Origin of the sequence: Clostridium gelidum (genome assembly GCF_019977655.1) — a bacterium.
In the GTDB taxonomy this organism is placed as follows: domain Bacteria; phylum Bacillota; class Clostridia; order Clostridiales; family Clostridiaceae; genus Clostridium; species Clostridium gelidum.
This window is the reverse complement of record NZ_AP024849.1, coordinates 1,245,993-1,259,329: the sequence shown is the minus strand read 5'-3', so window position 1 is coordinate 1,259,329 and position 13,337 is coordinate 1,245,993. Positions and strand designations below refer to the sequence as shown.

Genomic DNA, 13,337 nt, shown 5'->3' with positions numbered 1-13,337 from the left:
ATTTATTCATTATTCTTAGAATCCCTTTCTAAGAAATATAAAAGTACTTCTGCACGTTCCTTTTCTTTTCTTTCTGAAAATTCTGGTGACCAATTATAAAAGCCTTGTTTATTCTTCTTTCCGATTTCCCCTGCTTCAACCTTAGCTTCCATTAACTTAGATGGCTCAGAATAATTACATAAATCTTTAAATAGGTATGAAGAAATATTATGAAAAATATCTAATCCTCCTAAATCTGCACTACATAATGGTCCAGTAGCAGAAAGCCTTCTCCCATGACCATACTCTATAGCTTTATCTACTTCCTCTGGTTTTGCCCAGCCCTTTTCTACTATATATAAAGCTTCTCTAAGTAACGCCAATTGTAATCTATTTCCTATAAAACCTAAACATTCTTTCTCCATGCGAACAGATTTTTTTCCTATAAAATCAACCCATTCCATAATTTTTGCTATTGTATCCTCTGATGTTTTTTCTCCTGGAACTACCTCAACTAAAGGAATTAATTGTGGTGGATTCCAAAAGTGAGCAACTGCTATTCTCTCTGGATGTTTTGTATATTTAGATATATCTGTTGGACTAAGTCCTGAAGTGTTAGTTGCTAAAATTACACTTGGTGGACAAAGCTCATCTAATTTCTTAAATATTTTTTGTTTAAGCTCTAAATTTTCCGCCAAGGATTCTATTATAAAATCAGCATTCTTGGTAGCTTCTTCAATACTTGTAACTCCTTTTATTTTATCTAAAATTTCTTTGCACCTGCTATCTTCTAATTTTCCTTGATCTTTCAAAAGATTTAAACTAGCCTTTATACTATTAAAACCTCTTTCTAAACTTTCATCTGATCTACCATACATAATTACATTTAACCCTGCCTTAGCAGAAAATAATGCTATGCCATGTCCCATAGTTCCAGTACCTAATACTGCTATATTTTTTATATTCATTTTCATCATCCTTTCCATATGTTTTATTCTTTATTTATAATGTTAAAATGATTTCAAAATTTTCTTTATGAAACTAAAGTTTAATACTTGCAAATTCCACATATGTTTACAGATTATAGTTCGAGGCTATTAACTGATAAAAATATATGTGAATCTACAAGTATTAAATAATTTACTAGTCTTAGATTTAAAAACGTATTTTTATTTTTTCAATTGTTAAAACAAAGCCAAACCTACACCAAAGATTAAAGCACCTACAATTAAGGTTGTTACACAATATCCCATAATGTCTCGAACTTTAAGGCCAGCTATAGCTAAAGCTGGTAATGCCCAAAATGGTTGCGCCATATTCATCCAAGCTTCACCATACGCAATTGCCATAGCTGATTTTCCAAGATCTGCGCCAAGTGCTTGTGCAGCTGGCATTATAAATGGACCTTGCACAACCCAATGTCCACCACCAGATGGAACAAAGAAGTTAATTAATCCTGAGCTTAAAAATGCAAAGATTGGGAATGTATGAACATTTGAAATACTAACAAAACCGCTAGTAATTAAGCCGCCTAATCCTGACAACTCCATCATGCCTTGTATACCAGCATAGAACGGAAATTGTACCATTATGCCTGCTGTTCCTTTTGCTCCATTAACTACAGCCTGCATATAAGATAAAGGACTACCATGAAGAATAATACCAGCAAAGAACATAATCATATTTACAGCGTTTACATCCATGGAACCACCATTCATAAAGTAATAGACCATATATGAAACCCCAAGAATACCAATTAGCCATGCAATAATTCTACTGTTTTCAATGCGCACAGCAAATGTTTTTTCAGTTGTAGTATCAGTACTAATCCCAGCTGCTGCCTCTGCCGCTAATAAAGCTGGATCAATTTCTACAACATCCTCGTCTTTAGGCATCATCATTCTTGTCATTAAAGGTAATACAACTATCAAAGCAATAGTTATAAAAATATTGAACGGTGCAAAAATAGTTTGACTTAAAGGAATTAATCCTATGGCCTTTTCCATTGGATTCCCTTTAGTTGCTGCCAATAGAGGAATTGAACCAGATAATCCTCCATGCCAAGTCATAAAACCAATATATGCACTTGCAATCAATAAACGATAATCGGTACGTGGTACTTTTTTAGCAACTTCTTTTGCAAGTAAGGCACCAACAATTAGACCAAATCCCCAGTTAACAATATTAGCTACTGCTGCTGAAAATGTAACAAGCATAATAGCTTGAGCTGGTGTTTTAGGTATGCTTGCAATCTTTTCTAAGATACGTTTAACAGGCGGTGAACTAGCTAATGCACTACCAGTAACTAGAATTAGCGCCATTTGCATTCCAAATGCTAGAAGATTCCAAAAACTCTTACCCCAAAATCCGATCATATCAATCGGAGTATGGCCAGTAAATATAATACCTGAAACAAACATAATTAATGTTAAAATCATTGCGAAAACAAGTGGGTCTGGAAGAAACCTTTGAACAATAGTTGTGAAAAATTTAGATAATCCTTTTATCATCTTTTTTGCCTCCTTAGATTTATTAATGAACAACAAGCTTGTTTATTCCTACACTTTATTAATATAGCAAAATACGTGCCAAATTCGCCTTTCTAAGAGTTCAAAAAAGAAAAAGTTAAAATTAATGTCGTAAAAAATCAACTTTTGCCTGTCCAGAGACACTTTGACGATTTAAATCTAAGCAAAATAATTAGAATTTATATATATAAAAACGAAAAAGTTCACACTTATTTTTATTTGTAAAAAATAAGTGCGAACTTTTTATACAGTATATGTGCAAAATCCTGCACACTTTCTATTTACTTTGACAATTGATATCCTTATATTTCATATATTAGTTTTGCACAGCCGCTTATTTTGTATTATTAAACCATAGCTCCACTTGCATCTAATAGATAACCCTCAATTACTGTATTTCTTGCCATAGCTCCATCACTATATAAGTAGTACCATTCACCATTTGATTCTTGCCAACCTATTGCCATAGCTCCATTATTCTTTAATAAATACCATATTCCATTTGACTGTATCCATCCTGTTGCCATAGCTCCACTATCTTTTAATAAGTACCAAGTACCATTTATTTGCTTCCAACCAGTTTGCATAACACTAGTTGAATCCATTAGGTACCAAGAACCATCTATTTGATTCCATCCAGTAACAGGTTGTCCATCTTTAATGTATTTCCAACCTTGTTCACTTTTTTCCCAACTTCCTGCACCATTATTAGTTGTTTGTTGATTTAATTTTACTATTGTAAAATCACTAAATTTAGTTGTTCTAACTTTTACTCCTAAAACTCCACTTGAATATTCTACTATTTCACCTCTTGCAAGTACCTTTTCTCCATCACTATGTTCTATAAATACTCCAAGGTCTTTTAAGAATGCTTCTTTCTCTGCTGGATTGCTTGGAATTGTAAAACCTTTTAACGGTATTATAATATCTACTGGTCTTGGGCTCATATTTGTATCTATGGTCATTGGACGACCTAATACTTGAGCACTATTCTTTCCTGATATATTTCTTATTACTTGTTGTTGATTTGCCCTTGCTTCGATTTCTTTTTTCTTGGTCTCATCCTTTATTGGAACAAATCTGAAATAGAAATCTCCATTTTGAGATAACCCTTGTATAGATTCTTTAGGTAAAGAAAGTCTAGCATTTTCTGTGTCTATTTCGAAGTTTATCTTTCCACTTTCTAGTACAGAAATTGTAGCTTTAGGAATATTTACTGTTGCTTCTGATACTTCATCTTTACCATCTGGCAATATTATTCTTGCTGTATCATTGCCTTCCTTTATTAATGAAGCTACTGTTTGCGTCGCTTTATCTGCTGTATAACTTACAACATCTTTTTTTGTACCATCTGTTTTGGTAGTTCTTTGAACTACAGTTTGTGAAAGCGAATTATCACTGTTACCATCTGTAATAGGCACTGTGATTTGTTCTGTACTTGAACTTGATGAAGAGCTTGAACTACTACTTGATGATGAACTTGAACTACTACTTGATGATGAACTTGGACTACTGCTTGATGAATTTGCTGTAATCATTGCAGTTTTATCTATAAATGTTTTTCCATCATAAGTAGCATTTAATCCTATATATTTACCTAGATCACTACTAGTTAATGTATAGTTTGTACCTGTTCCTATTACATTAACAAATTCAGAATTCAAACTATTTAATCCATACCATCTGTAACTTACTGCTGCACTTGTAGTAGTTACACTTTGATTTTCATCAATAAGTTCAGCACTTAAAGTATTACCAACTTTTTGAGTTCCTTTAATTGTTACTGCAGCTGGTGTTGTACTATTGTTACCTGGTGGTGTTATTACTGGATCACTTCCATTAGAAGATGTTAGTGTAAATTTTGCATACAATGTTGTATTTATATTTACTACATCAGTAGTGAAATTCCATTTAGTAGTACAAGCTGCTTCCTTAAACCACCCTTCAAATTTATACCCAACTTTAGCTGGCTCAGTTGCTGGGTTTGATACTTTACTACCACTTGTTACAAATGAATATTTATTAGCATAAGTGCCCACTTGTGAATCAAAGGTAACCTTACATCCAACACTCATATTATATTCATTCAAAGTTGCACTGCTTAAATCATAAATACCATCAGTAGGTTCACTAGTTTTTACAAGACTCATAGTATCTTCATCTACTGTGTATTTTCCTGCTGTACTAACTGTTGTTAAAAAGGAATATGCACCTGATGGAAATGTTAAATCTTTTGTATTTGCGCTATTTGTTGCGTCTGTTACGTTAATGCTTACATTACTAGTAGTTGAAAGTGGAGATAATAATTCACCTGACATAATTGGTAGTGATGATGTTGTTGTTACGGTCCCATTTACAGCACCTTTTGTGCTGCTTTTCCCAAATGCAATTATATTTGGAGTACCATCTATATTAATAGTACCACTCGACTCACTATCTTGGCCGCCGATTCCTACTCCACCATCTCCGCTGCCGATTTCTGATTCCTTGTCTCCTCCAGTAGCAGTTACTTTTGCACTACCATATATCTTAATATCACCACCTTCACCACTATATCCGCAGCCGATTCCTGCTCCTCTGTCTCTTCCAGTAGCAGTTACATCGGCACTGTCATATATATATATCTTAATATCACCACCTATACTACGATATCCGCTGCCGATTCCTGCTCCAGATTTTCCTCCAGTAGCATTTACTTTTGCACTACTATATATCTTAATATCACCACCTTCACCACTATATCCGCTGCCGATTCCTGCTCCATAGTCTCCTCCAGTAGCATTTACTTCTGCATAATCATATATATTAATAGTACCACTGCTAACACCGATACTATTGAGATTACCGACACCGCCACCGATTCCTGCTGCATTGACTCCTCCAGTAGCAGTTACGTCTGCACTACCCTTTATATTAGTAGTTCCACCGCTACCACCATTTCCACCACCGATTCCTGCTCCATAGTCTCCTCCAGTAGCAGTTACTTTCGCACTACCCTCTATATTAGTAGTTCCACCTCTACCACCAAATCCGCCTCCGATTCCTGCGCCATCGAATCCTCCAGTAGCAGTTACTTCTGCACTACCATATATATTAGTAGTTCCACCTCTACCACTCTCCATTCTGCCGCCGATTCCTGCTGCACCGTCTCCTCCAGTAGCAGTAAGTTTAGGCTTTACCTCTGTGTCTACATTGGTAATTGAAAGCTTATTTAGATATTCAACACTTATGCCTGCATAAAAATTCACACTTGATATAATATTGTTTGTACCTGATATAATAAGCTTATTATTATCATTGCCATCACCTGCAATTATTGCAGAACTATTAAATGTAGTATTTGTTATATTGAGATTTTCAATTGTAACACTTGATCCATTTGTAATATTAATAGCAAGATTTTCAAAGGTCTTATCTGTAGCTCCTATAATTTTAACAGACCCTCCATTTGCTGTAATCTTCTTACCACTTGTACCTGCATCAGTAGCAGTAATACCACTCAAGTCCAATATGTCTCCATCATTAAGCGTCCAATCTACTGTAGAGCCATTTACTGAGCTACCCCATGTTATTGGATGCAAAGGTTCTGCTGCCATTGCTGTAAATGGCGTTGAAAATACCATGGATGAAAGTAGCATAAATACAGTAAACAGACTTAAAAATTTTTTCCTGTGTTTTTTCATTTTTTATTCCCCCATATCAATTAATAATTTAGTCTTGTGCAAAACTTACAAGCTTTTAGATTTATAGAATAGTGTATTAATCATAATCAAAAAAATAGCAAGTCAATATGACTTACTTGTTGATTTGTATAACAATGTAACTATTTATACAATATCATGAATTATTCTAAATAATCTTCAAATGTAAAAATCACGGCCTGAAATGTAAAAAACACACTTAAATTTGTTATGATATGCTCCCTTTATAGTAGACAGTTAAAATAATAAAACTGTTTCTATAAAGGGGGTATTTTAATGTCAAGAAAAACGAAATGTTCTCTGGAAGAGAAATTGAAAGGAATTAAAGAATATCTATCAGGAGAAAAAGCAGTTATACAGATATGTGATGAGATGGCAATTCATAGTGCCACATTTTATGACTGGTTGAAAATATATAATGATGTTGGGGAAGCAAATTTAATAGTTTCTACAAAAAATAAATATTATTCTGATTCGCTTAAACTTAATGCAGTTAAAGATTATCTAGCCGGAAAAGGTTCTTTAAGAAATATATGCTGCATATATGAAATTTCATCTCCTCGTGTTCTCAGAGATTGGATTAAGAAGTATAATGGTCATAAAATATTTAAATCTCATAGTAAGCAAGGAGATAGAATTATGACTAATGGAAGAAAAACTACTTATGAAGAAAGAATTGAGATTGTTGCATTCTGCATTTCGAATAATGGTGATTATCAAGCCACTGCTAATAAATTTAAAGTTTCTTATCAACAAGTTTATGCATGGGTAAGAAAATACGAAGCTAATGGATATGAGGCACTAATGGATCGACGCGGTAAGCGTAAAGAAGCTACTGAGCTTACTGAATTGGAAAAATTATCTGTACAATTGAAACTTATCGAATCAGAAAATACACGTTTAAAGATGGAGATTGATTTCTTAAAAAAATTGAAGGAAGTAGAAAGAAGGCGATAAGTACTAGAATATTTCAAGAATATAAATATATTTCTATAAAAGAATTACATGAGGAAAACGACTATCCAATAGCTGATTTATGCAATTTAGCTAATATTGCACGATCATCTTACTACAAATGGATTAACCGTTCAGAGACTGAATTAGATAAAGAGAATTCACTAATACTAAAAGAAATTGTTAAACTTTATGAAGATGTACATGGTATCTATGGATACCGTCGGATAACAATGAATATAAATCGACTTCTTAATAAACAGTATAATCATAAACGAATTTATAGATTAATGAAGTCTATTAACATGAAATCAGTTATAAGAAAAAAGAGAAAGTCTTATCTGCAAAGTACTCCACAAATTACGGCAGAAAACAAATTAAATAGAGAATTCTATGCAAAGAAACCAAATGAAAAATGGTTAACAGATGTCACTGAATTTAAGCTACTTAATGGTCAAAAGGCTTACCTCAGTGCAATATTTGATTTATCTGATAAAAGCATTGTTTCTTATGTGGTCGGTCACTCAAATAACAATCAACTTGTTTTTGATACATTTGACTTAGCAGTAATTGCTAATCCGAATGCAAAGCCGCTTTTTCATAGTGACAGGGGATTTCAGTATACTAATAGAACTTTCAAAGCTAAACTTGATAAGATCAATGCAACCCAAAGTATGTCACGTGTTAGTAGGTGTATCGACAACGGACCAATGGAAGGTTTTTGGGGAACTCTCAAATGTGAGATGTATTATTTGCAAAAGTTTTATACATATGAAGAATTGAGACAATCAATTGATGACTACATAGTATTTTATAATACAAAAAGGTTACAGAAAAACTTAAAAGGTCTGACTCCAATTGAATATCGAAATCAGACCTTAGCTTCATAATTTTTTATTTTTTCATCTGTCTACTTGACAGGGAGCAGTTCAATTAAGCTTTTCGTGGGTTTCATGGGTGGAATCCAAGCACGACCTTTAAAATCCACTATAAATTTTATACTATTTAAATTATGCTAATAATTTTCCTTCCAAATAAGAATACTTCAAATATTCTGGAGTACTATAATATACTGACGAATTAAAATCTGAAATTTCATCACTAATGAATGATTGAAATACTAAGTATAGCAGATCTACTATATTATCGTGTTCTGAACTTACATCGATTATTAATCTTTGATATTCTTTACCTATTGCTTGGAAACTTGGCACATTATATTTGCATAGCCCTACTGAATCAAAATCACCTTCTTGAATATTAAAATATTCTATTATCTCATCTGATACTTGTTCAAATGATAAACAATGATTAACATCTGCAAGTTCTAACTGCCTCTCTAATTCTTTCTTTCCAAGTATTTTTACAATGGTCGCTCTTCTATTTTTCGTATTTCTTCCAATAAACTCTATAAGTGAACAAACGTAAAATAAATTATTTTTTTGAACATCATTCATTTACAATTTCACTCCTCTCAAACTGGAGACAATCTAATGCTCTTAATGTATGAAAACTTATTTGATGAGTAGGATATTTAAATTTTGCTAACTCCCAAAAAATATTTCTAGTAATTTCTTCAGCTAAAAAGTCATTTACATAATTCCAAACAGTATCATCTGCCATTGGTCCTTCTACTATATCATAATCATGTATTAATCCTTTTCTACAAGCTGCAATAAAATCTAACCATTCATCAGTCATATTTTCAAATTTCAATATTTTTAAGTCTCTATTTTCTGTAAAAGTATAATAATTAACTGTAGCATACTCCCTATTTCGTTCAGCCCATTTTTTAGCTTGTTCAAAATTATTAGTACAATAAAATCCCCATGAAAAATCTTTTGTATACCTACTTTTTCTTATCTCTGGAAATTCTACAATTTCTCCTGATGCATGATACAACATAAAATACTCACCTTTCTTTCCATATTTTCTTCTTTTTATTATATCATTTTTAAAATTCATCTTCTAGAGGCCATTTTAAAACGGCCTCTATTAGCATTACTTTACACACATAAAAAACAACAATTATTGGCTCCACTCCATTTCTTATAAAGCATACTATGTTTTTGAATGAAGTATTTTCTGCCAGTAATTCCTCTGCTTCTTTATCTCAATTCTACGCCATCTTTAAATTTGTATTTCACCATCTTATATATGTATCGATACAATAGACTATTTTTAAATTTTATGATAATCTTTTTCATGTTAGTATGTATTGAAATTTAAATATTAATTTTAATTTTAACTAATCAATCTTTAATTATGACATTGAATATATGTAATAACATCTAAAACAGTATTAATAATGATTTCAAAAGGAGAATAATATGGAAAAAGAACAAATTAAAACAAAAGACTTAACAAAAATGGGTTTAATGGCTGCATTAGTTTTTCTCGGAACATTTTTTATAAAAATTCCTTCAATAAGTGGATATACACATTTAGGCGATTGTATGATTTTTGTGTCAGTATTAATTTTAGGCTGGCGTAAAGGAGCTGTAGCTGGAGGAATTGGTGCTGCTTTAGCTGACCTTTTAGGTGGATACACTCAGTGGATTATTCCAACACTTTTCATAAAAGCTATAATGGCTATGATTATGGGTATAATGACTGAAAAATTATTTCCTAATTTAAGATTTGGCTGGTTAATAGGTGCCACTGTTGGAGGTATATTTCAAATTGCAGGATATACATTTGTAAGAATACTTTTATATGGAACAGCTATGGGATTTGTTGAACTTCCTATGTTAATAATTCAAACTGTAAGTGGTGTCGCTTTATCACTTGTTTTAGTGACAACATTATTACAATCCAATATAATAAACAAGTTAAAGGAAATATAAATATTAAAAATATCTGCGTAAATAAGACAAGCTATAACAAAATTTAATAGCTTGTCTTATTTACGATAACAGTATATTACTTTACTTATTCAAATGGACGCACTCTTAAAGGTACTCCAACAGTATCGCATACATCTTGACAAGCATCTATTTCTTCTTGTCCAATACAATCTACTACTGTCATAACTACATTGGTAACATACTCTTTGCAACTTACTGCGAATTTCAGCATGGCATCATAAGATTCTATACCAAATTTATTACGAGTTAACCTAAAATATTCTTCCGCATTTGATGCATTAAGGCTTATGGATACGGTATTAATCAAGTCTTTTAACAATGGTGCAATTTTCTTTTTATGCATTAAATCCGCTAATCCATTAGTGTTTACACGAATTGGCGTATTGCCGCTCCTATCTTTTAAGTATTTTGCTACTTCTAATAAATCATCAAGACGAGTTAAAGGTTCTCCAAAGCCACAGAATATAATTTCATCAAACTTACTTAAATCATATTTTTCAAACTCTCCTATAACTTCTTGAATGGTAGGTTCTCTATCTAACCACAGGCTATTTGACTGTGCCATTTCTTTAGTATTTCTTAAACAAAAGGTGCAAGAACAAGGGCATTGGTTAGTTAAATTAACATAAATATTTCTATGTCCTGATTCTTTTGTAGTCATATCAACATCTTTTAAATTGATATAAACACCATTGTTATATGTATACAATATAACCATAATATATCTTCCTCTTTTCTTTATGTTTTAAATTTCTAATTAATAATTATTAAATATGCTTAAATTATTACAGTTCCGTCAAATATTCTTCAAAGCAAATACCTTCATTTATTGGAGTACCAATTTTAACAGTATAATTAATAGCCTTACTGATAAAATCTGCAGCCTTTTTTACTGCAGTAACTATATCTACTCCTTTTACAATACTCGCAGCTACAATAGAAGAAAATACATCTCCAGTACCTGAACGATCTTCACCAATTTTTTTTGCTTCTATAATAGTATAGGGCTTTCCTGTTTCATATATAAAGTTTCGTATATTCCCATTATGCTGCAGTCCAGTGATAACAATTTTACTAGGACCTTTTGTGCAAAGCTCTTTTGCAATATTTTCAAGTTGATCAGGGTTCAAGGCTTTTTGTGGATAAGGAATATCAAGAAGTCTACAGGCTTCGGTAAGATTAGGAGTCATTACATCCGCATATTTAATTAACTTCTTCATTTCATCACACATTTCCTGTGTATAGGTAGAATAAAGTCGTCCATAGTCACCCATCACAGGATCAACCATGACAATAGTATTTTTTGTTTTAAAATTGTCAAGAAACTCTACAACAACATCAATTTGTTCTTTTGAACCTAAAAATCCAGTACAGATTCCATCAAATTCTAAGTTAAGCTCTTTCCAATTATTTATGTAATCCCTCATATGAGGAGTATAATCATCAAAAAAGAAACTTGAAAATCCAGTATGGGCAGATAATATTGCAGTAGGTACTGGACAACATTGTATCTTCATTGCTGATATAATAGGCAATGCTACTGCTACAGAACATCGTCCAAAACCAGTAACATCATTCACAACAGCAATTTTCTTTTGCTTTTTTAAACTCATTATAGCACCACCTTTTCTAATACCCTTTATTATAGCCTAATTAATGTATAAATCAAAGTGTACGGATACAAAATCTATGCTCAAAGCCTTACTTTGAGGAACAATTTTTTTCATAATACTAAATCAAAACATTTTACTAACTTATGAAGATAGTTTTTTAAATTTATTTAGTTACTTGCAGAGCTATTCATTGAATATTATACTATATTATGTAGCATATTCTTTATTATGCTCATGAAATGAGAGGGATATATATGAATAAAAAAGAAATCTTGGAATTGAAAAGACGTTTGAAAAAGGACGAATGTACGTTTACTAGAATGTGTGGTTGCTATGTAGATGGTCAAAAAAATATTATTTTAAATATTAAACAAACTTTTTTAAATCTAAAAGATGAAGAATTTTTTAAATATTTAGAGATTGCAAAAAAAACATTATCTGGGACAATCAGAAATAATCTTCTAGAACTTGACTTTCCTCTTGAGGAAGAAAATATAGGAGGTAGACAACATTCTCTAATGGCACTAAAAAAAAGTAGGTTAAAAGATGATGCGGCTCTTGATAGCTTCTATAAATTAATTATAGATAGTTATGACTACACAGGTAATTTTCTAATACTTATTTTTCACGATGCTTATGATGTTATTACAAGAACTACGGATAATGCAAAATTAGATGAATCAGAGGAAGTATATGAATACCTATTATGTGCAATATGCCCAGTATCACTTTCAAAGCCAGGTCTTGGATATCTAGAAGATGATAATAGAATTGGAGCACGTATTCGCGATTGGGTAGTTGAAGCTCCAAATCTTGGATTTGTCTTTCCAGCTTTTACAGACCGTAGTACTGATATTCATTCTATTATGTACTATACAAAAGATGCAAAAAATCCACATCCAGAATTAATGGAAGAAGCTTTAGGCTGTATTTCAAAAAAAACTGCTACCGAGCATAAAGAAACATTCAATACTATTATTCGTAATGCCATTGGCACTGATGATGAAAAATCTGATCATTTATTCATGGAAATTCAAGAAACTCTTAATAATATGGTAGATGATCATAATACTGTCAATGGTAAAAATGCTGAGCCTATAATTTTGACTAATGATAATATTCAAGATATTCTAATTGAAAGTGGGATTCCTGAAGAAATTACTGCAAAAATCGAAAAATCCTATACAGAAGAATTTGGTGATACTCCTCCTGTAGTAGAGAATTTAATCGATAAAAAAGTTCTTGCAGCAAATGAGCAAAGAAAAAAGGAAGAAAGGCTTGAAAAAAAAGTTCAAATACTAGAAGAAAGACTTGAAAAAACAAAACAAGATGCTGCAATAGATTCAGAAAAAGAATCGGCTTTGGAATCTGAGACTGATATCATATTAGGCGCAGAGATTGATACCCTGTTGGAAACAAATTCTGTCACTAACTTAGAATATGCTTCCGACTCAGAGTTAGAAGCAGCTTCTGACTCTGAAATAGAATCTGAGAACAATACTACTCAAAACTATGACATTGTACTTCAAGTAAATCCTCAAAAAGTAACTCAAATAAAATCACAAATAATTGACGGAAAAAAGTGTATTGTTATTCCTATGGATGATGATGAACAAGCCAATGTAAATGGTGTCAATACCTTGCTTTAGGCACATTTTTTCATTCATACTAAGAATTTCATTAAAAAGGCTAATA

The 13,337-nt window shown here is 32.0% G+C and carries 11 protein-coding genes; 4 read left to right on the top strand and 7 right to left on the bottom strand.

Annotated features, from left to right (window positions below):
- Positions 1 to 2: 2 nt before the first annotated feature.
- The 3 genes from psyc5s11_RS05715 to psyc5s11_RS05705 all read right to left on the bottom strand — a co-directional run bounded on the left by psyc5s11_RS05715 (position 3) and on the right by psyc5s11_RS05705 (position 6,190).
- Positions 3 to 947 carry a 3-hydroxyacyl-CoA dehydrogenase family protein gene (locus psyc5s11_RS05715; RefSeq protein WP_224036666.1) on the bottom strand — a complete coding sequence of 315 codons (945 nt, stop codon included), beginning with the start codon at positions 945 to 947 and terminating at the stop codon, positions 3 to 5.
- Positions 948 to 1,163: 216 nt separating this feature from the next.
- Positions 1,164 to 2,489 (bottom strand): TIGR00366 family protein, encoded by a 1,326-nt coding sequence (locus psyc5s11_RS05710; RefSeq protein WP_224036665.1) that lies wholly within the window; start codon positions 2,487 to 2,489, stop codon positions 1,164 to 1,166.
- A gap of 365 nt (positions 2,490 to 2,854) precedes the next feature.
- A complete protein-coding gene (locus tag psyc5s11_RS05705; protein ID WP_224036664.1) occupies positions 2,855 to 6,190 on the bottom strand; it encodes an InlB B-repeat-containing protein in 3,336 nt (1,111 codons plus the stop codon).
- Positions 6,191 to 6,484: 294 nt separating this feature from the next.
- Here psyc5s11_RS05705 and psyc5s11_RS05700 point away from each other — a divergent pair, with 294 nt between their 5' ends.
- Complete coding sequence (locus psyc5s11_RS05700) at positions 6,485 to 7,165, top strand: helix-turn-helix domain-containing protein (protein ID WP_224034445.1); 681 nt, start codon at positions 6,485 to 6,487, stop codon at positions 7,163 to 7,165.
- The gene (locus tag psyc5s11_RS05695) at positions 7,138 to 8,052 is read left to right on the top strand and encodes an IS3 family transposase (RefSeq protein ID WP_311196440.1); all 915 of its coding nucleotides are present in this window, start codon (positions 7,138 to 7,140) and stop codon (positions 8,050 to 8,052) included. The genes psyc5s11_RS05700 and psyc5s11_RS05695 overlap by 28 nt, the downstream gene beginning before the upstream one ends.
- 120 nt (positions 8,053 to 8,172) lie before the next feature.
- On the opposite strand, the gene psyc5s11_RS05690 is transcribed toward psyc5s11_RS05695, so the two are convergent.
- The gene (locus psyc5s11_RS05690) at positions 8,173 to 8,619 is read right to left on the bottom strand and encodes a hypothetical protein (RefSeq protein ID WP_224036663.1); all 447 of its coding nucleotides are present in this window, start codon (positions 8,617 to 8,619) and stop codon (positions 8,173 to 8,175) included.
- Positions 8,612 to 9,067 carry a DUF3990 domain-containing protein gene (locus psyc5s11_RS05685; protein WP_224038128.1) on the bottom strand — a complete coding sequence of 152 codons (456 nt, stop codon included), beginning with the start codon at positions 9,065 to 9,067 and terminating at the stop codon, positions 8,612 to 8,614. Before psyc5s11_RS05685 ends, psyc5s11_RS05690 begins: the two co-directional genes overlap by 8 nt.
- Before the next feature lie 425 nt (positions 9,068 to 9,492).
- Here psyc5s11_RS05685 and psyc5s11_RS05680 point away from each other — a divergent pair, with 425 nt between their 5' ends.
- Positions 9,493 to 10,008: an ECF transporter S component gene (locus tag psyc5s11_RS05680; protein ID WP_224036662.1), complete on the top strand. Its 516-nt coding sequence runs from the start codon at positions 9,493 to 9,495 to the stop codon at positions 10,006 to 10,008.
- 85 nt (positions 10,009 to 10,093) lie between these two features.
- On the opposite strand, the gene psyc5s11_RS05675 is transcribed toward psyc5s11_RS05680, so the two are convergent.
- Both psyc5s11_RS05675 and psyc5s11_RS05670 read right to left on the bottom strand, forming a co-directional pair.
- Positions 10,094 to 10,747, bottom strand: a complete 654-nt coding sequence (locus psyc5s11_RS05675) for a TIGR04100 family radical SAM protein (RefSeq protein ID WP_224036661.1) — start codon at positions 10,745 to 10,747, stop codon at positions 10,094 to 10,096.
- 67 nt (positions 10,748 to 10,814) lie between these two features.
- A complete protein-coding gene (locus tag psyc5s11_RS05670; RefSeq protein ID WP_224036660.1) occupies positions 10,815 to 11,642 on the bottom strand; it encodes a pyridoxamine kinase in 828 nt (275 codons plus the stop codon).
- Positions 11,643 to 11,896: 254 nt separating this feature from the next.
- On the opposite strand from psyc5s11_RS05670, the gene psyc5s11_RS05665 reads away from it, so the two are divergent.
- The gene (locus psyc5s11_RS05665; RefSeq protein ID WP_224038127.1) at positions 11,897 to 13,291 is read left to right on the top strand and encodes a DUF4317 domain-containing protein; all 1,395 of its coding nucleotides are present in this window, start codon (positions 11,897 to 11,899) and stop codon (positions 13,289 to 13,291) included.
- The last annotated feature ends 46 nt before the right edge of the window (positions 13,292 to 13,337 follow it).

Excerpts from the sequence above, each read along its gene's own strand:
- psyc5s11_RS05715 (WP_224036666.1), bottom strand. The coding sequence starts at position 947 with ATGAATATAAAAAATATAGCAGTATTAGGTACTGGAACTATGGGACAT.
- psyc5s11_RS05710 (WP_224036665.1), bottom strand. The coding sequence starts at position 2,489 with ATGATAAAAGGATTATCTAAATTTTTCACAACTATTGTTCAAAGGTTT.
- psyc5s11_RS05705 (WP_224036664.1), bottom strand. The coding sequence starts at position 6,190 with ATGAAAAAACACAGGAAAAAATTTTTAAGTCTGTTTACTGTATTTATG.
- psyc5s11_RS05700 (WP_224034445.1), top strand. The coding sequence starts at position 6,485 with ATGTCAAGAAAAACGAAATGTTCTCTGGAAGAGAAATTGAAAGGAATT.
- psyc5s11_RS05690 (WP_224036663.1), bottom strand. The coding sequence starts at position 8,619 with ATGAATGATGTTCAAAAAAATAATTTATTTTACGTTTGTTCACTTATA.
- psyc5s11_RS05685 (WP_224038128.1), bottom strand. The coding sequence starts at position 9,067 with ATGTTGTATCATGCATCAGGAGAAATTGTAGAATTTCCAGAGATAAGA.
- psyc5s11_RS05680 (WP_224036662.1), top strand. The coding sequence starts at position 9,493 with ATGGAAAAAGAACAAATTAAAACAAAAGACTTAACAAAAATGGGTTTA.
- psyc5s11_RS05675 (WP_224036661.1), bottom strand. The coding sequence starts at position 10,747 with ATGGTTATATTGTATACATATAACAATGGTGTTTATATCAATTTAAAA.
- psyc5s11_RS05670 (WP_224036660.1), bottom strand. The coding sequence starts at position 11,642 with ATGAGTTTAAAAAAGCAAAAGAAAATTGCTGTTGTGAATGATGTTACT.
- psyc5s11_RS05665 (WP_224038127.1), top strand. The coding sequence starts at position 11,897 with ATGAATAAAAAAGAAATCTTGGAATTGAAAAGACGTTTGAAAAAGGAC.